Genomic DNA, 17,714 nt, shown 5'->3' with positions numbered 1-17,714 from the left:
GACCTCCAGTCAGGTGAAGCGCAGCAGTCTATCCCTGGCCGCCAGACCGCCGGGCCCCCGCCCCCGGACCGTGCGCCGTGCGCCGTGCACCCGCGAGATGCTGCTCAGCCCCTCGTCTCGTACCTCGTCAGGACCACGCCGCCGGGAAACGTGCGCGTCTCCAACAGCCTCAGGTTCACCCAGTTGTCCACCGCGGCGAAGAAGGGCGTGCCGCCGCCCACCAGGACCGGATGGGCGACGACCACGTACTCGTCGATCAGCCCGGCGCGCAGGGCCGCCCCCGCGAGGGTGGCGCCGCCGATGGTCATAGGGCCGCCGTCCTCGGCCTTGAGCCGGGTGATCTCGGCGATCGCGTCCCCGGTGACCAGGCGCGTGTTCCAGTCGACCTTGTCGATCGTCGAGGAGAACACCACCTTCGGCGAGTCCCGCCAGTTCCGCGCGAACTCGATCTCCGCCGGGGTGGCGTCGGGCTGCTGGTCGCCGGTCGGCCAGTAGGAGCTCATCGCCTGCCAGAGCTTGCGCCCGTACAGCGTCAGGCCGCTCGCCTTCTCGTAGTCGAGCCACCACTGGAACAGCTCGGGGCTCGGCGGTCCGCTCCAGCCGATGTCGTCACCGACCGCGGCGGTGTAACCGTCCAGGGTCAGGTTCATGCCGTAGATCAGTTTCCGCATGGCCCAGCCTTCCGTGCGTGGGTGTCCGGCGTGGAGACCAGACCGGCACGGGAAACTCATCGGCACGCGATCTGAGCTCAGCGGCCATCCTCCCCCGCGCCCGGGGCGCAACGTGGTGTACGCGACCGACACGGACGACCGGCCTCATACCGGCCGCTTCGAGAACCACACCGAGCCGCCTCCCAGGCACCCGCATCACCGCAGGTCAAAGCGGCCTCTCCGGAACGTACGCAAGAGAACTCAGGCTGCGCACCCCGCCTGTGCGCCACGCCGGCGTCGTCGAGGGGCAGGCGCAGGGCTTCGGGGGGCTCGGATTACGGCTCCGATCGAACGGTCATCACCGCGTACACCGGGTTGAAGCTCTCCACCAGTTCCTTGGTGGCGACGGCCACGAGGCGCGCGGGTGGATCGCCCTCCAGCAACGCGCTCACGTACTCGACGGCCTCCGCGGGCAGGAGCACAGGCAGCTTTCGGCGCAGTCTCCGCACAGCGTCGAGCCGCCCACGTGCGGTGGCGGTGGCACGGAGCGCATCGTGCAGCTCGTCCACCGCGGTGCGCACCGGCAGCCCGCGTATCCTGGCCCGGTAGTCGGCCTCCCACTCCCCGGATTTCGCGGCGAGGACGCCGATCTGGTGCAGTCGCCCGTCGAGACGGTCGACCAGATACGGCCCGTTGCCCACCAGCGCGTACTTCGAGATGCGGGTGCGGACGAACTCCTCGGACTGCCAGGAGACGATCCACACCAGCGCCCGGACCACAGCCATCCTCACGGCGTCCGCACTCAGCGCCCGCCACTGCTGGAAGTCGCGCTCCAGTTGCTCTTCCACAGCCCGAACCGCGGCTTCTCGCTCGATCACGCGTACAGTCTGCCGTCTCGGCTGCGGATGGCCGGGCCGCGCGCCGGCGCCGTCTGCGCTGTCAGTGGCGGCTGCGATTCTGACGGCATGACAACCCCGTGGAACCTGCTTGATCTCGACAGGGCCCTGCGTGCCGGCTGGGCCGCCGACACCTGTTCGCCCGACGACCAGGCCGACTGGCAGGCGGACAACCCGGCCTGGGGGCACTGCGACATCACGGCCTTGATCGTCAACGACGTCTTCGGCGGTGATCTGATGGTCGGCGAGGTGCATCTTGACGGAACCCAGCACGGTTTCCACTGGTGGAACCGGCTGACCAGCGGGGTGGAACTCGACCTGACGCGCGAGCAGTTCCGGCGCGGGCAGACGGTCACCGCCTCCCGTGTCGTCACGCGGCCGCCGGGCCCGCTGCCCCGCCGCTGGGAGGAGTACCTCCTCCTGCGCGAGCGTGTGATCAAGCGCCTTGGCCCGCTCCCGGAGCCGAGCTGAGGCGACGGGGCAGACGGGCCGGAGCGGTGACGTCGGTGCGCCTCCGCGGCGTCCGGCGAGGCAGCGCTTCCGGCGACAGGACATTTGTCCAAGCCGTCGGCGGACTCCGGCGAGGACAGTGGGCGTCGTCGTTCGCCGCGACACGCGCCGGACGGGCCCGTCGAAAGGACGTCGCACCATGCGGATTCTCGTCTCCGGCGCCAGCGTCGCCGGTCCGGTCGTGGCCTACTGGCTCACCCGGCACGGGTTCTCCGTCACCGTTGTCGAGCGCGCGCCGACGCTCCGCAGGACCGGCGGCCACGCGGTCGACCTGTTCCGGCCCGCGACGGAGATCTCGGAGCGGATGGGCGTCCTCCCGCGCATCGAGGAGCGTGCCACCGGCACGCAGCGGATGACCCTCTATCGGGAGGGCGCACCCCGTCCCGTGCGGGCGGACCTCGCCAAGATCCTGGGCGCCACCTCCGAGCGACATCTCGAGGTCATGCGCGACGACCTGAGCGAGATCTACTACGACGCCACACGCGACGACGTCGAGTACGTCTTCGGCGACTCGATCACCGAGATCTCCGCCGACGGCACAGTGCGGTTCGAGAACGCCGCGCCGCGCCGCTTCGACCTCGTCATCGGCGCGGACGGGCTGCACTCCACCGTGCGCCGCCTCGTCTTCGGGGGCGGGTCCGGCCACAACGCCTTCATCGGGGCCTACTTCGGGGTGCTCAGCCTGCCGAACGACCTCGGTCTCGACGGCGAACTCCTCATCCATGTCGGCGTCGGCCGCACCGCGGGCATGTACGGGGCACGGCACCTCGGCGACGCACGGGCGTTGTTCCTGTTCCGCAGCGAGCGTGAACTCGACTGCCATCACCGCGACGTGCCGCGCCACAAGGAGCTGTTGCGCGAGGCGTTCGCCAGGATGCACCCTCATGTGGACGGCTGGCTCGCCGAACTCGACCGCACCCCGGCGTTCTACTTCGACTCGATCACCCAACTCCGTATGGACACCTGGTCGCGAGGGCGGGTGACGCTCGTCGGCGACGCGGGCTACTGCCCCGGCCCGGCCGTAGGCGGCAGCACGACCTTGGCCGTCGTGGGCGCGTACGTCCTGGCCGGGGAACTGGCGCGCGCGGACGGGGACCACGAGCGCGCCTTCCCCGCCTACGAGCGGGCGATGGCCGCGTACGTGCGCGACAGCCGTGCCGTCGCGCTGAGCGCGGCGAGGACCCTGATCCCCACGTCCCGTCTCGGCGCGTGGGGACTGGCCCGGGGAGCCCGGCTGATCTCCGCCCTGCCCGTGGGCCCCAGTCGCGCCCTCCTTCGCCTCACCACCAAGAGCGCCCGGGTCTACAACTCCCTGACCGTGGACGAGTACCCGCCGTCGCCGGCCGCATAGGCGCGGATGCGGCCCTCAGAGCGTGCCGAGGTTCGCGCAGTCCGGGCGGCTGGCGTGGACGAACGCGTGACGCTCGCCGACCGCCCTCACGCGGAAGCCTGCGGCGGTGAACTCCATACCGGACGTGACCTCGTTGGCCTTCAGCCGTGGAAGGTCCGACGCGGCCGGGCCGTAGACCGGCACGCCCGGTCCGGCCAGGCGGAGCACGTCGACGTGATCGGCGTGTTCGTGCGTCACGGGGTGGAATCCACGTTCCAGCTCTCCGGCAGCTCGCTGCCGCAGAAGACGCAGACGAAGTCGTCCTCGCGCACGATGTTGTGTTCCTGGCAGACCAGGCACCGTCGGAACACCACCTCGTACGTAAAGCCGGAGGGCCGACCGAGACCTACGACGTCCAGTGCACGGGCGACGTCAGGCCACGAGGTGACGTCTGGGCAGTACCCGGTGGAATGGTTGCTGACCTCGCTCACGGCCCACCGCTCCGGCTCGCGCACGAAGCTGATCTCTCCGGCGCTCAGAACCACGTCTCCGCCCGCACAGGCGACGTGTTCGCTGCGCCGCGGCGCCAGCCGGAGCACACCGTCCACGCCGACGACGAAGGTGAACGGTTCGGCCAGCTCCGCCGCCGATCGCTTGGCGATCCAGGCGCCGAACTCAGCCGCCGAGCCGATCGGGCACCCGCCCCTGCCAGGCCGGACCGTGGCCGTCAGCTCGATCGGTCCGACGTATCGATACCTCCGCCCCCCTGTAGTCACGTCAGCCAACCTAAGTGCTGTCCGGGACCGGGGTGTGCTTCTTTCCAGTCCGGCAGGCCGTCCCGGCCCCGCTCGAACCGCTCCTCGATCGCCCCGATCACGGTGGTGGCCAGCTCTCACCGGGCCGGACGTGGCGCTGCCCGCCGCCGCCAGGGCGGTGCACGGGAAGGTCTGTTCCCTGTGCACCGCTCTGGCGGCCGTGTGCGCATCGGTGCGCTCAGCGTGCCGTCATGCGTCGTCGGCCGTGACGTCCGACGCGTAGACCAGGGCGACGCGATGGTTGTACTGGATGGTGAACATGGACTTGGCGCCGGTGACGACCGTGCCGCTGGAGGGGAAGAAGTCGTCGGTGCGGGCTGCGGGGCGCGTGGCCACGTAGGCCTGGCCGGCGGGGACGGTGTACATGTTCAGCGGGGCCTGGGTCGAGGGCGACAGACCCGTGGGGTACTCGGAGGCGTCCGGGTAGCTGGAGCCGTACACGGCCACCGGGGAGGCGCCGGCGGCCTTGATCACCTGCACGCCGTGGGCCGGCGCGGTGTTGCAGCCGTGCGGGTTGTAGAACCACACCTTCGCGCCGCTGAACCAGATGGCGGTCCAGTCGCCGTCCTGGTCGGCGACGACGAACTGCTGGCCGTCCTGCGCCGTGCTGCCCCAGTCGTTGACTCGGTCCGTGCCGGCCGCACCGGGGTGCAGGGCCTGGTCGCCGAAGAGCGGGGCGGTGTCGCTGGGCGCGGTGCGCAGGTGGACGAAGTTCGACGCCTGCGTGGTCTCGGTGCACGCGGTGGTGGCGCCGGTCGGGTCGTCGGCCGGGCAGATCTGCGCGGTCTGCTGGTTGTTCTCGAAGCCGGCGGCGATGGTGACCACCGAGCCGACGGGCCCGACGCCGTGGCGTCCGCTGTCCACCCCGAGCAGGCTCATGAAGCGGTCCCAGTCCCAGTACGGTCCCGGGTCCCAGTGCATGCCCGCGGTCAGTGAGGAGTTGGGCCCCGCGACGTTGTCGTGCCCGACGATGTGCTCGCGGTCCAGCGGGATGTCGTACCTGGCGGCGAGGTACTTCACCAGTTCGGCGGTGGCCTCGTACTGGGCCTCGGTGTACCAGGTGGCGCCGTGCGCGGCGTACCCCTCGTGCTCGATGCCGATCGAGTGCATGTTGGTGGAGTAGTTGCCCGCGTGGAAGCCGAGGTCCTTCGTCGGCACCATCTGTGTCACCGCGCCGTCGGAGGACCGCATGACGTAGTGCGCGGCGCTGCCGCCCGCCGTCTGGAAGGTGGTGATGGCGGAGGCGTACGAGCTCTCCGTGTCGTGGATGACGATGGTGTCGATGCGGATGCCGTTGGCGGGGCGGTTGGAGACCTGGCCGTTGGACGCGGCGGCCGGGACGAAGGTGCAGTCCACGGTGGCGGGGCATTCCGTGTCGGTCGTCGCCGCGGACTTCAGGTTCAGGGCGGCCAGCTGGCCGGTGGCCGGGCGGACATCGGCGTCGGGTCGCAGGGTCACGCTCTCGCCGTCGGCGGTGGTGCGGTGGGCGCCCTTCTTGAGGGTGGCGAAGACACGGTCGGCGAAGGCCGCGGCACCCTGCTTCCGGGTGGACTGGCTGTAGCGGGCCACGGCCGCGTACCAGTCGCCGGCATCGGCGGACGTGCCGCCCACCGCCTTGTGCTGGTAGGAGGCGATCAGCGCGGCGCCGCCGCGGATGTTGGCGGCGGGGTCGCCGCGCAGTTCGTCGGCGGACAGCCCGGTCAGCTTCGCGGCGGCCTGGAGGGTGTGCAGGGCCGGGTCCGCGGCCATCTCGGCCAGATCGGCGCGACCCGCCGCGCCCGCGTCGCCGCCGGCCATCATGGCGGGTGTGACGTCGGTCAGGTGCATCGGCCCGTAGCCGCCGTCGGTGCTGTGCTCCCCCTGGTGCGTGTCCCAGGCGGACTCCTGGTAGGCCACCGCCATCAACACCTGGCGGGGCACGTGGAACTCGGCGGCGGCCGCGGTGAAGTCCCCTTCCCGGGTGGCCGCCTGTGAACCGGTGTCACCGGTCGCCAGGGCGGTCATCGGTACGGCCATCGTCCCCGCGACGGCCACGGCGGCGCCCGCGGCGAGCAGCGCCGTTCGACCGCGCCGCGACACGGGGCCGCGGACGGAACTTCCAGTGGTCATGAACAAATCCCCGAACGTGAAGAGCAATCAACTACGCGGACTCGGATGCCGGTTCGCTGGAAGCGAGTTCGGCGACCGCGTCCGCGCCATGGTCGGGTGTGGATGATCCTCTTCCGGGTGAACGGGAGTCAACTCGGCTTGAACTGAAGCGAGTTGCGGTGGACCGATCACTCAGCTCTCCGATGGTGATCGGATGCGACGGGACACTTGGCGCCGTCGACGTCCTTAGTTCTGCCGGTCGTTCTGCATGGTTCGGGTCCATGGGTGCGTGGTCGACTCGTCGTGGCGCCGGGGAAGCCGATTCTCTCTTCTCCCCGGCACGACCAAGCCACTCGGCGAAGGATGCAGAAGGAGCACGCACATGCGCAGACTGAAGAGTGCCGTCACGGCGGTCGCGGCCCTGGCCGCACTCACGGGGGTGAGCGTGGCGGCGACGCCCGCCCAGGCGGCGACCTACTGTTCGACCAAGGGCCAGAAGTACTTCTGCGCCTACGGCGTCGCCTCCACGCAGTTCGAGAACGGGACGACGGAGGAGTTCGTCGTCGGCAGCGATCACGCGGTGTGGACGAACTGGACCTACCCCGACGGGTCCTGGAACGGCTGGGTGTCGATGGGTGGTTGGGTGCAGAGCCAGATCAGCATCGACCATCTGCAGGGCAGCCTCTCGAACTTCACCATCGCGGCCATCGGCAAGGACGGCAACTACTGGTTCCGGCTGCGCTCCAGCGACGGATCGTGGACCGCTTGGCGGGTGAGCTGCGCCGTCGACGACTCCGGCCCCCTCTGCCCGTGACCGTGGCGTGCGAGCCGTCCCGGCGCTGACGGGCGGGTGACGCGCGTTCGTCGTGAGCGGCTCGCCCACGTCCGGCCGCGCCGCGAGCAGCTGCCGGGCCCGGCCGCTCCTCTCCTCGGGGACCGGCCGGGCCGCACGTCGTCCGGGGCGCAGGAACGGACCGGCCGGGCGGCCGGTCCTCAGCCGTCCGGGGCGGACCGGTCGAGCGTGGCGAGTGCAGTGGCCGCCTCGGCCTGCCGGGGGCTTCTCAGTGCGGCGAGGGCGTCGTGCGCGGCGGTCAGCGTCGCGCGGGCCTCCGGGTGGCCCATGGCGCCCAGCACCTGGCCGAGGTCGAGCCGTGCCTGTTCGGTCCAGGCCGGCATCTGCGCCGTCTCGAAGAAGGCGAGGGCCTGCCGCAGCAGCGGCTCGGCTTCGTGCCAGCGGTCCAGGGCCACCAGGTCGTTGCCTATCTGCTGCCGGGTGACCGCGTGGTACAGGGCGATCAGTTCGTCCGGACGTCCTTCGACGCCCGCCCGGCAGATCCGTTCGCTGCGCCGGTGGATGTCCAGGGCCTCCTCCGCCCGGCCGGCCTGGCGCACCAGCGCGCCAAGGGTGTTGAGGATCGTCAGCTCGGCGAGCCTGGCCTGTGGGGACCTCTGCAGGGCCAGGCAGCGGGCCGCGTCGCGCAGCCGCGCCTGGGCCTCCTCCGTGCGTCCCAGTCGGTGCAGTGCGCCCGCGCCGTAGCCGAGCGCCCAGCCCTCCTGGAGTCCGTCCTCCCCGCCGCGGGCCGCCGCGAGTGCGGCGTCGGCGGTGGTCAGGGCGGAGCGGGGGTCGTGGACGCAGAGGTTGTAGGCCCAGGCGAGGTAGTTGAGGTGGGTCGCCTCCTCGCTCCTGCTGCCGAGCGCCCGGGCGCAGTCCGAGGAGCGCCGGAACACCTCCACCCACTGTTCCCAGTGCTGGTTGAGGTCGGAGAACCAGTGCATGGCCTTCGCCGTGTCCAGGACCTGCCGGTGCCGGCCGGTGTCATGGGCCCGGCGCAACGCCGCCAGCCACTGGGCGCGCTCCGCCTCCAGCCAGGTCCGGGCCTCCTCACGGGTGGTGGGTCCGGTCTCCGGGTCGGGGTCTGCGGAGGGGGCCGTACGGTCGTGTTCGGCGTCGAAGTGCAGCGCGGCGGCCGTGGCCCGGCGCAGCATCCACTCCGCGGTGCGGTCGAGGGCGGCGTCGCGGACGCCGGGCCCGTCCTCGGCCTCGACCTGTTCGGCGGCGTAGAGCCTGAGCAGGTCGTGAAAACGGTAGCGCTCCGCGCTGGGGTCGCTCTGGAGCAGCCCTGCGTCGGTGAGTTCCTCGGCGCAGGCGACCGCGTCGTCGTAGGGCAGGCCGGACAGGAGCGCGCCGGTCTCCGGGCTGAAGTCGGCGCCGTCGGCCAATGCGGCCCGTCGCAGGAACGTCCTTGTTCTGCCGGACAGTTGACGGTAGGAGAGGGCGAACGCGGCGCGCACGCGCAGGCTTCCGGCCTGGAGTCCGTCCAACCGCCGCCCCTCGGCGGTCAGGCGGGCGACGAGTTTGGCCAGGCGTTCGTGCGGGCGGCTGAGGAGCCGCTGTCCGGCGATGCGCACGGCGAGCGGCAGATGCCCGCACAGATCGGCGAGGTCGCGCGCGGCCTGCGCCTCCGCCCCCACCCGTTGCGGGCCCACGATCCGGGTCAGCAGCTCCACCGCTTCCTCGCGCCGCAGCAGCGCCAGGTCGCAGCGCTGGACGGACGGCAGGCCGGCCAGGGCCTGCCGGCTGGTGACGATGGTCAGCGACGCGCCGGTGCCCGGCAGCAGCGGGCTCACCTGGGCCTCGTCGACGGCGTTGTCCAGCAGCAGGAGCAGTCGTCGGCCGGCGGCCAGCGAGCGCCACAGGCTTGCACGGTCGTCGACGGAGGCCGGCAGCGCCGCGTCGGCGATCCCCATGGCGCCCAGCAGCCGGGCCAGCGCGTCCCGGGGCGTGGTCGGCTCGGGGTCCATGCCGCGCAGATCCAGGGCGAGTTGTCCGTCGAGGAAGTGCGGGGCCAGACGGTGCGCGGCGTGCACGGCGAACGCGGTCTTGCCCAGTCCGGGCTGCCCGGCGACCACGCTGACCGACGGCCGGTCCGGCCCCGTGTCGACCGCCAGGTCCAGCAGTGTCGCCAGCGCCGCGTCACGGGCGGTGAAGTCCTGGATGTCGCGCGGCAGGGCCAGCGGGACGGTCACGGCCGGGCCTTCGGCCGTCCGCGGACGGGGACGGGGACGCCCGAGCGCGGCCGCCCCCTCCAGGCCCGCCGCCTCGTCACCGTCCAGTCCCAGGGCTTCGGCGAGCGCCTCGACCGTACGGCGCTGCGGGCCACGCGTACGCCCGCGCTCCATGTCGGCGAGCGCTCTGACACTCACCCCGGCGGCGTGCGACAGCGCTTCCTGGCTCAGTCCGGCGCGGGCCCGCAGGGAGCGCAGCCGCTGCCCGAAGTCCTGCGTGGATGGCGTGCCTCCGAGCACGTCGACTTCCCCCGTTCATCCGTCCCGTACGGCTCGTCCTGGACGGCCGGCTCGTCGAAAACGGCCGACACGTCATACCCGTACGGCTGGTCCGGCTCGTACGGGTCCGCCCCGCAGGGCTCGTTGAGCACCGGGCAGAAGTATGACGGACGGTAGTTCTGCCGGGTGAACCGCCTGGGGTCCGCGGGTGGTTGGTGGTCGACTGAGGACCGGCACGGGGCGAGGCCTCCCGGCCGCTCGATCGCAGCGCCTCAAGACCACATCGGCCGTCGGCACGAGCCGCGGCCCCGCACCACTCACGGGGAACGTTCCATGAAGCTCTCGCGTCACCACCGTCTGCTGCTCGCCACCGCGGGCACGGCTCTCGCCCTGTCCCTCACCGCCTGCCAGAGCGACGGATCGGCCACGTCGGCCCCCGCGGCGGCCGCTTCGGCGAGCGGTACGGCGGCCGACGGCGATCCCACGAGCGGGTCCGGCACGACGGACCCGGTCGCCGGGCAGTCCTCCGTGGCCTCCTCGAAGGGCTCGACGGACCAGGCCGGGAGCGCCGCGGGCGGCTCCGCCGACTCGTCGGGCGAGCAGGCGTCCGCCGCCACCCGGGTCTGCACCTCGCGGGACGTCCGCGTCAGCGCGGCCACCCAGGGCGGGCCTCCGTACACCCACATCGTCCTCACGGCGAAGAACACCTCCGGCCACTCCTGCCGGCTCACGGGTGCGCCGCACATCCAGTTCCTGGAGAGCCACAAGCAGGACGTCCCGCCCGTCGCCAAGAGCAAGCCGGCCGCGCCCGTGGTCCTCACGCCCGGAGCGCCCGCGTACGCGCTGGTGAAGCTGTCGGACGGCGGGGTCGACGAGGACGCCGAGCCCGTGTCGGCGTTCTCCGTCGTCCTGGAGGGCGACTCCGCGGTCATCGCCGTCCGGGCGCCCGGCAGCGGCGGCATCGCCGTCGACCCGGCGAACGCCCTCACCGGCTACTGGACTCCCGAACTCCGCAACGGAGCCGACGACTTCTGATCGGTACCCGGGAAGCATCCAGCAGGGCCCGCTGGGCCCGGAGTGAGGGCCCGGCGGCGGATGTGCGGGGGGTGCGACGGGGGTGACCGCCCGTCGAGGGCGGCTGTGGAAGGCCGGGGGCGGAGCCGCGCCCGTCGCGCGCCCTCCCCCGGCCGCCGGCTCAGCCCTCGTGCGGCTTCGTCTCCTGGAAACGGACGAGCCGCTCCTGCATCGCGTGGTAGCTGGTCGCGGCCGGCGGTGTCGCGCCGTCGCGCAGGTCCGTCGCCACGCGTACGGCGGCGTCGACGGCGGCCCGGTAGGGCAGCGAGCCGGTGCTCACGCGCCGTACCCCGAGTTCGCCGAGTTCGCTCAGGGTGAGCGTCGGGTGGGCGAGGACGTTGACGGGGGCCTCGACACCCCCCGTCAGACTCCGCAGATCGGCGGGTGCGATGGTGCCGGGGACGAACACCCCGTCGGCGCCGGCCGCCACGTACGCGCGGGCCCGCTCCAGCGTCCGCTCCACTGTCGCCTGCCGGCCGAACCAGTACGTGTCGACGCGCGCGTTGACGAACAGCTCCGGCGCCTGCCGCTTGATCGCGGCGATCTTGGCGACGAGCACCACGGGATCGACGAGTTCGCCGTCGGCGCTGTCCTCGATGTTGATCCCGGCGACCCGGAGACCGGCCGCAAAGGCCGCCACGCCCTCCGGGTCGTCGCTGTAGCCGTCCTCGATGTCGACGGTGAGGTGTACGGGAAGGGCTCGCAGCGCCTCCACGAGGGCGAGCGTGGCCTGCTGGGACGCCCGGCCGCCGTCCGGCCTCCCGCCCGCGGCCGCGAGGCCGAAGCTGGTCGTACCGATCGCGGGGAAGCCTGCCGCGGCGTACGCCAGGGCGGAGGAGACGTCCCAGGCGTTGGGGAGCAGCAGCGGCACGGGCTGCTGGTGAAGGGACTTGAACGTCATGCTCGGCGCCTCTCTCGTCCGGTCCGTCGCGCCAGCCCGGCCCCGCGATGGATCGGGGCGTGAGCACCGGGGCGCCCTCCGCGCGATGTCGTACCGCTGCTCGGTTCTCGCTCGACGGTTACGGCTCGACGGTACGGCCCTGGGTCGGACCGCGTGCCGGGTTCGGCGCCCGGCGCGGCGCACCGGCCGCTACGGCCGGGACCCGGAGAACGCCGTGAACGCCCGTCGGCTGTGCACGAGCAGCTCGCGTACCGCGGGGTTGTGGGCCCGCTGCCAGACCAGGGCGAGCAGGGCCGGTGCGTCGACGCCGTCGAGGGGGCGGGCGGTGAGCCGATCGCGGTGGCGCGCGGCCATCGATTCGCTGAGAAGCGCGACGCCGAGCCCGCGGACGGCGAGATCCGCGATGGCGTCCGGGGCGCTGGCCTGCAGCGCGATCGAGGGCTGCACACCCTGTGCGGCGCAGGCCCGGTCGAATACGGCGCGCAGGCCCGTGCCGGAGGGCATGCACACGATCGGGTGGGCGGTCAGGTCACGCAGGGCGACCTGCCGCCGCTCGGCCAGGGGGTGCCCGCCCGGAACCGCCACGACCAGCCGCTCGCTGATGATCGTCAGCGCGTCCAGCCCCTCGGGGGTGTCCGTCGCGGTGCCGATGAGCGCCAGGTCGACGGCGCCGGTGCGCACCCCTTCGGTGAGCCGGTCGGAACCGTCCTCCAGCAGTGAGAGCTCGACACCGGGATGCGTCTCGTGGAACGCCGCGAGCGCGTCGAAGAGCGGGGTGAGGGTGCAGCCGGTGACCATCCCGACCGTGAGCCGCCCGCGGATCAGGTCGGTCACCTCGCCCACGGCCTGGCCGACCGCCCCGGCCGCGGCGAGCGCCGCGCGGGCGTGTTCGAGCGCGGCCTTGCCCGCGACCGTGAGGGTGACGGTGCGGGCCGACCGGTCGAACAGCTCGGCGCCCAGCTCCCGTTCGAGCTGGCGGACCTGGGCACTGACGCCGGACTGACTGATGTGCACCCGTTCGGCGGCACGGGTGAAGTTCCGCTCGTCGGCCACGGCGACGAAGTACTCCAGCTGCCTCAGTTCCATGACTGGGAATTCTAGTTTCCATAACATCCATCTGTTGGATTTCTGGCCCGGGAGTGACCAGCCTGGGAGACGACGGAGCGGTCCACCGGACGCCCAGCGGGCGCCCACCGGCCGCACGCACCAGACGCACCCGACGCACCAGACGCACCAGACGCACCAGGAGGAATCCATGCCGGAGTACGAGAAGGCCATGCGGCCCGAAGACATCACCCGCCTGTTCGTCGAGCGGTCGAATTCCGGTGACGCGGCGGGGGTCGCCGCGCTGTACGAAGAAGATGCGGTGCTGGCGTACCCGCCCGGTGCGCGGACGGTCGGGCGGGACGCGATCCGCGCCCTCTGGGAGAAGGTGCTGGCCAACCGTCCCCGCTTCGAGCCGGAGGAGCCGCTGCCGACCCTGATCAGCGGCGACATCGCCCTCACCTCGACCCCGCCGAAGGACGGCGCCGGCGCCCGGGCACAGGTGGTCCGGCGCCAGCCGGACGGGAGCTGGCTGCGCGTGCTCGACCAGCCCGAGTTCACCCCGCCCACTCGTTGATCACATCCCGTCACGAGCGCCTTCCGCTCTTGCACCGCGGGCAGACCGCCGATCCGGTCGCTCGTTCAGTGTGCGGCGGCCGGCTCCAAGGCTTCGACGGCCGCCGCGGCGGCGGCGGAGTCCTGCCCGTAGAAGATGTCGATGTCGACCTCTTCCCCGCCCATCGTGAGCGTGTCCCACGCACCGCTGAGCACCAGCATCCGCAGGGTCCTGTTCTCCAGGGTCCCCAGCCGCTCCAGGATCGCCTCGTCGTCCGGCAGGCCGGGCATGCGCTTGGCCAGCCGGGCGCGGATCCCCCGCAGCCGCTCCAGCAGCGTCGCGGTGTCGGCCTCGCGATCGGGCTCGTCGGCGATCCCGTCGATGCCGTGCGCGATGATGTCCTTGATGGCCCAGGTGACGCCCTGGTCGTCGGTGGTCACCATCGCCTTCCAGGCGCGGCTCTTGTGGCGGTACTGGAGCATCGACATCGCGGCCTCGTGGCGCAGGAAGTCCGCGTCACGGAAGGGCTTTCCGTTCCATGCCGCGTTGAGGGACCGGGCCAGCGAGATCGCTGAGGCCAGGCCGCTGTTGAGTCCGCGCCCCGGCCAGAAGTGGATGGCGTTGGCGGCGTCGCCCAGCAAGAAGCCGTACGTCCCAGGGGTGTTGGCCGTGGGCGGCAGCAACTCGGCGGTGAAGCGGGGGCGTTGGACCATGTCCAGGCGGAACGAGGTGACCGCGCTCAGATCCTCCGGCTCGACGCCGAACAGGCGCAGCCCTTCGCCCACCCGCTTCCACAGGGAGGAGCTCCTGATCATCGCCGGGAGGAACAGGGTGCTGTGCGTGGAGCAGTGGAAGTCGCCGTGCTCGTCGCGTCCCATCACGCAGGGTCGGGAGGCGATGCACTCCTCGAAAACGCGCCGGACCGGATCGATCCCGACGACCTCCGCGGCCTCCGCGTCCGTCAGGCGCATGTTCAAAAAACCCTCACCGCGCAGGGAGTTCAGCAGGAACCGGTTCTGCCCCACGGTCAGCAGCACCGCCATGGGGTCGCTCAGCCGGGACTTCACGCGCAGGCCGAGGACCACGTCCTGGAGGTGGCGGTCGTCGAGCGAGTAGATGGACTCGTCGGCCTTGCCGAACTTGGCGGCGAAGGTCTCCCGGGTGTGCGACCGGCCTCCGTCGCAGATCGCCAGCACGTGCTGGCCGGTCAGGGCGTCCTGCTGCTCGTCGGCGCTGAACCGCGCCGGAACGAGCCGGATCCGGTCCCGCTTCTCGTTGGCCACTTCCAGCAGCCTGTCCTCGATGTAGGCGATGCGCATGTTGCGCGGGTGGTGGTCGCCGATCGAGTCGGGGCCGGACGGCCACATCTCGGTGTAGTGGTCCGGGTCGAACAGCCGGGCCTGCGCTTCGGCGGGAAGGCTGAGGTACTGGCGGCTCTGCACGGTCACCACCTGCTGGCGGCGTACGTTGCCCTGGCTCGCGTCCTTCCACACGATGGTGCGGCCCTGCTTGCGCCAGCGGCCGTCGTAGACGGTGATCGCCACTTGAGCGCCGAGGAAGCGCTCCAGGAGGAGGGCGAGCGACAGGCCGACGGGGCCGCCGCCCGCGATGGTCACCCTCAGCACCGGACCTTTCGCGGCCTCGTCCTCGCCGTGGGTGAGGGACCTCGGCAGGGAGAGCGCCATGATGGTCTCCATGGCGTCGGCGACCTCGAAGCCGAACTCCTGGTCGCCGATGGTGATGGTGTCGCCGGGCGCCAGGAGCCGCGTGTCGACCTCCTCACCGTTCACCAGGGTTCCGTTGCTGCTGCCGCAGTCGCGCAGGACGTAGCCCTGGGTGTCGTCGAGGACGATCTCCGCGTGGAAGCGCGAGACGCTCAGACTGGGGATCACCACGGTGTTCTCGGAGTTGCGCCCGAAGGTGACCTTGGTGCCGATCACCGGTATGCGTTCTCCGGCCAGTATTCCCTCGTGCCCGACAAGCACCGGCGCCACAGCACTTCCTTCCGACGTCCGACTCCATGACCGCTGATCAAGGCGCCACCGGAACGCGCCGCCGCTCGGGCGGGGGCCGGGGCATGTGACGGGTGGGGCGAAAGAACTTCCGCACGACGTTGGGGACCGGTGAATGGTTCGGTTGTGACGACGTTCGGTTCTGACGACGTTGGGATCTGACGACGTTCGGTTCTGACGACGACGCAGCCTCGCCCCGACTGGGGCAGATCACCCATCATGCCGGATTCCGGAGCCGTACGGGAGGGGCCCTTCACCCAACGGGCCAGGCGCACAAGGGCGTTCATCGGCGCGGCTGCACCCGGCAAGGCGGCAGGACGCGCCGGACGCCGTCGCCCGGCCACGGGCAAGTGCCCGCCGCCCCCGTCGACTCACGTCAACGTCCGGTCTCGCCCACCCACGCAGAGATCTCCGCGGCGCCCCGACGGACAGCTTCTTCCGGGTCGCGGGCGAGCTGCCCGCAGACCGATCCGACGCCCGGCGCGCCGCCCGGTCCCTCGATGGCGTCCTGTATCCCGGTCTGCAGCCAGTCGGCCTGGTTGTCGTCGGCCCCGGCAACCGCGAGAGCGATGACGCGTACGGCGGCCGGCGTCCCCACCCGGGCCAACGCCTCCGCCGTCTGCCGCGTCACCGCCGTGTCCTCGATGTCCGACAGCAGCACCAGCAGCGCTTCCGCTGCCACGGGCACATGGGCGAAGGAAGCAAGGTCACGCCCGGCACTAACACGATGCGTCCATGAAGGGGACGACGCCTCAGCCAAGGCTGCGGCCCACCCGGTCGTCATCTCCGGCACGACCAGACAGTCTCATGCCCCACGACGAAGATCGAACCCCGGACCGGAAACCCCGGACGCGTGGCCCGGAGATGCAAGCCTCCCGGCGGGGCGTCGGGCCCGCCCGTCCCGTCAACCGCGGGTGCGCGGCACCACGAAGACCGGGCAGTTTGCATGCCGCAGCACGCCCTGGCTGACGCTGCCCAGCAGAAGGCCGGTGAAGCCGCCGAGGCCACGGGTGCCCACCACCAGACCGGCGGTCCCCGCGGAGGCGTCGGCCAGGGTCTTCACCGGATGGCCCCGTACGGCGTTCGTCGTATCGGCTCTTGAACCTCCACGCCCCACCGGCCCCGCCGGCCGTCCGGTGGAGCGCACGCAGGGGCGTAATCCGATGGCCGTCCTCGCCGCCGAGTCCGTACGGTCGGTGCCGTGACCCAGAACCCTGTGGACCCGGCGGCGATCACGCACGAGATGGCCGCTCGAATCCGCGCCTGGCGCGTCGACGAGGACCTCAGTTGGCGCTCAGTGGCCCGGGCCGCGACCGGACTGTGGGGCTCGGGGTGGGGCAGCAACCAGATCTACGGCCGTGCCCTCTGCGTGGCTGCCGCGAAGAAGCTGGGTGAAGACCCCGACCGGGAACCGTGGAACTGACACCCGCCGGACAGGCTCCCGGGAAGGGTGGCCTGGCGATGCACGGTGAGCCTCCCCGGCGGGCCGTCCGGACGTGACGCCGGGCGGCGGTGATGCGGCCGGGGTTCAGGTGCGGGGCCAGTCCGTGCCGAGGGTCACCTCGCGGGTGATGCGACGCCACGCGCCTTCCCCTCCGGGCAGGGGCCAGGCCCAGGTCGGCTGTTCCGCGGTGTCCAGGTCGTGGAGGAGGCGGACGAGCTGTGGGCCGGCGGTGGCGGCGCCGTCCGGGACGGCGGGGCCGTGGGCGGCGCGGAGTTCGGCGAAGCGTGCCAGCTCCTGCTCGTAGAAGTCCACGGCGTCGTCGACGCGCGCGGCCAGATCGTCGCGCGGCACGGTGCGGTGCAACTGCAGCAGCGGCGGCTCGGCGGACTCGGCGATCGCCGCGGCGAGTCGTGCGTGACCGTCCAGGATCACATGACAGTCCAGACCACTGACCCACCACACCAGAACGGGTGGGAGCGTCCCCTCGCGGACCCGCTTGCGGTACGCCTTCACCCGGCTGTCCCCCGGTCCCGGCATCGGCCGTAGCGGCAGAACCTCCCACGATGTGGAGTGCATGAACCAGTCGATGTATCCGTCCGGATGCCCCTCGACGAGCATCGAGCTCCAGTACTCGGCATGGGAAGTGGTGGCGTGGCGCCAGCGCTGGAGCGGGCTCTCGCAGGTGAGCAGCCACCGGCCCTCGTGCAACGGGCTGCCCGGCGATTCGACGAGGTGGCGCGCGAAGCGGTGAGCCCAACGCGCCGGGCTGCCCGCCAGGGCACGCCCCACGTCGGCGCGCAGCGGGGGGACGAAGGAGCGGTACGCGTCGCTACGCCAGAAGTCCACGCCCTGGAGGGGCTCTTCGACGATGGCCAGCAGCACAGGGCGTGACGACTGGGAGACGAGCAGGCGCGCCCCGGCGCTGAAAAACGCAGAGCTCCGGCTGGTGGCGGTCCTGTACGTCCAAGGACAGGCCCACCCATGTGCCGTCGTCCCTCGTGACATCCCCGCGCCGAATGTCACGAGGGTAGACGGCGGCGGCCGGCAGCTTGTCAGCGCCTCCTCCACGCGCGACCTCTACTGACTTCGGCGCTTCAAGGTGAGGCGAG

16 protein-coding genes and 2 pseudogenes are annotated in these 17,714 nt (G+C 71.8%); 6 read left to right on the top strand and 12 right to left on the bottom strand.

Going from position 1 to position 17,714, the window contains the following annotated elements; all coding sequences use genetic code 11:
• Positions 1-104: 104 nt before the first annotated feature.
• Both WN71_RS30865 and WN71_RS30860 read right to left on the bottom strand, forming a co-directional pair.
• On the bottom strand, positions 105-671 hold the full coding sequence (locus WN71_RS30865; RefSeq protein WP_046584397.1) for a dihydrofolate reductase family protein: 567 nt from the start codon (positions 669-671) through the stop codon (positions 105-107).
• A 314-nt stretch (positions 672-985) separates the two neighbouring features.
• A complete protein-coding gene (locus tag WN71_RS30860; protein WP_046584398.1) occupies positions 986-1,528 on the bottom strand; it encodes a YrhB domain-containing protein in 543 nt (180 codons plus the stop codon).
• Between the two features lie 87 nt (positions 1,529-1,615).
• Between WN71_RS30860 and WN71_RS30855 the strand changes: the two genes are divergently transcribed.
• Positions 1,616-2,017 carry a YunG family protein gene (locus tag WN71_RS30855; protein ID WP_046584399.1) on the top strand — a complete coding sequence of 134 codons (402 nt, stop codon included), beginning with the start codon at positions 1,616-1,618 and terminating at the stop codon, positions 2,015-2,017.
• Between the two features lie 178 nt (positions 2,018-2,195).
• The gene (locus WN71_RS30850) at positions 2,196-3,407 is read left to right on the top strand and encodes an FAD-dependent monooxygenase (RefSeq protein WP_046584400.1); all 1,212 of its coding nucleotides are present in this window, start codon (positions 2,196-2,198) and stop codon (positions 3,405-3,407) included.
• Between the two features lie 24 nt (positions 3,408-3,431).
• Here the strand turns inward: WN71_RS30850 and WN71_RS30845 are convergent.
• The 3 genes and pseudogenes from WN71_RS30845 to WN71_RS30835 all read right to left on the bottom strand — a co-directional run.
• A pseudogene (locus WN71_RS30845) lies at positions 3,432-3,644 on the bottom strand (MBL fold metallo-hydrolase); the annotation flags it as partial.
• Positions 3,641-4,162 (bottom strand): hypothetical protein, encoded by a 522-nt coding sequence (locus WN71_RS30840; RefSeq protein WP_046584433.1) that lies wholly within the window; start codon positions 4,160-4,162, stop codon positions 3,641-3,643. The pseudogene WN71_RS30845 and the gene WN71_RS30840, both read right to left, overlap by 4 nt.
• A gap of 228 nt (positions 4,163-4,390) precedes the next feature.
• Positions 4,391-6,310, bottom strand: a complete 1,920-nt coding sequence (locus WN71_RS30835; RefSeq protein WP_046584401.1) for a peptidoglycan recognition protein family protein — start codon at positions 6,308-6,310, stop codon at positions 4,391-4,393.
• Positions 6,311-6,671: 361 nt separating this feature from the next.
• Here WN71_RS30835 and WN71_RS30830 point away from each other — a divergent pair, with 361 nt between their 5' ends.
• Positions 6,672-7,103, top strand: coding sequence for a DUF8189 domain-containing protein (locus WN71_RS30830; protein WP_046584402.1), 432 nt, complete (start codon positions 6,672-6,674; stop codon positions 7,101-7,103).
• Positions 7,104-7,282: 179 nt separating this feature from the next.
• On the opposite strand, the gene WN71_RS30825 is transcribed toward WN71_RS30830, so the two are convergent.
• Entirely contained in the window at positions 7,283-9,595 is a 2,313-nt protein-coding gene (locus WN71_RS30825; protein ID WP_107469818.1) for a helix-turn-helix domain-containing protein, read from the bottom strand.
• Between the two features lie 312 nt (positions 9,596-9,907).
• On the opposite strand from WN71_RS30825, the gene WN71_RS30820 reads away from it, so the two are divergent.
• Positions 9,908-10,609 carry a DUF4232 domain-containing protein gene (locus WN71_RS30820; protein ID WP_046584403.1) on the top strand — a complete coding sequence of 234 codons (702 nt, stop codon included), beginning with the start codon at positions 9,908-9,910 and terminating at the stop codon, positions 10,607-10,609.
• 160 nt (positions 10,610-10,769) lie between these two features.
• Here WN71_RS30820 and WN71_RS30815 read toward each other — a convergent pair whose 3' ends face one another.
• Together WN71_RS30815 and WN71_RS30810 are read right to left on the bottom strand one after the other, a co-directional pair.
• A complete protein-coding gene (locus WN71_RS30815; RefSeq protein WP_046584404.1) occupies positions 10,770-11,549 on the bottom strand; it encodes an isocitrate lyase/PEP mutase family protein in 780 nt (259 codons plus the stop codon).
• Positions 11,550-11,738: 189 nt separating this feature from the next.
• Positions 11,739-12,635: a LysR family transcriptional regulator gene (locus WN71_RS30810; protein WP_046584405.1), complete on the bottom strand. Its 897-nt coding sequence runs from the start codon at positions 12,633-12,635 to the stop codon at positions 11,739-11,741.
• Between the two features lie 169 nt (positions 12,636-12,804).
• Here WN71_RS30810 and WN71_RS30805 point away from each other — a divergent pair, with 169 nt between their 5' ends.
• On the top strand, positions 12,805-13,170 hold the full coding sequence (locus tag WN71_RS30805) for a YybH family protein (RefSeq protein WP_046584406.1): 366 nt from the start codon (positions 12,805-12,807) through the stop codon (positions 13,168-13,170).
• A 65-nt stretch (positions 13,171-13,235) separates the two neighbouring features.
• Here the strand turns inward: WN71_RS30805 and WN71_RS30800 are convergent, their stop codons facing one another.
• From WN71_RS30800 to WN71_RS42980, 3 genes and pseudogenes are all read right to left on the bottom strand, one after another.
• Positions 13,236-15,143: an FHA domain-containing protein gene (locus WN71_RS30800; protein WP_240529826.1), complete on the bottom strand. Its 1,908-nt coding sequence runs from the start codon at positions 15,141-15,143 to the stop codon at positions 13,236-13,238.
• A 394-nt stretch (positions 15,144-15,537) separates the two neighbouring features.
• Positions 15,538-15,843, bottom strand: coding sequence for a hypothetical protein (locus tag WN71_RS30795; RefSeq protein WP_420856544.1), 306 nt, complete (start codon positions 15,841-15,843; stop codon positions 15,538-15,540).
• 222 nt (positions 15,844-16,065) lie between these two features.
• Positions 16,066-16,239, bottom strand: a pseudogene (locus tag WN71_RS42980) (universal stress protein); the annotation flags it as partial.
• A gap of 123 nt (positions 16,240-16,362) precedes the next feature.
• Between WN71_RS42980 and WN71_RS30785 the strand changes: the two are divergent.
• Positions 16,363-16,584: a hypothetical protein gene (locus WN71_RS30785; protein WP_052742990.1), complete on the top strand. Its 222-nt coding sequence runs from the start codon at positions 16,363-16,365 to the stop codon at positions 16,582-16,584.
• 105 nt (positions 16,585-16,689) lie between these two features.
• Here WN71_RS30785 and WN71_RS30780 read toward each other — a convergent pair whose 3' ends face one another.
• Positions 16,690-17,487, bottom strand: a complete 798-nt coding sequence (locus tag WN71_RS30780; protein WP_240529825.1) for a hypothetical protein — start codon at positions 17,485-17,487, stop codon at positions 16,690-16,692.
• Between the last annotated feature and the right edge of the window lie 227 nt (positions 17,488-17,714).

The sequence above is a fragment of the Streptomyces mangrovisoli genome (genome assembly GCF_000974985.2).
Classification (GTDB): Bacteria; Actinomycetota; Actinomycetes; order Streptomycetales; family Streptomycetaceae; genus Streptomyces; species Streptomyces mangrovisoli.
Note: the sequence above shows the minus strand (reverse complement) of the source record. Positions and strands in the feature narration are given on the sequence as shown.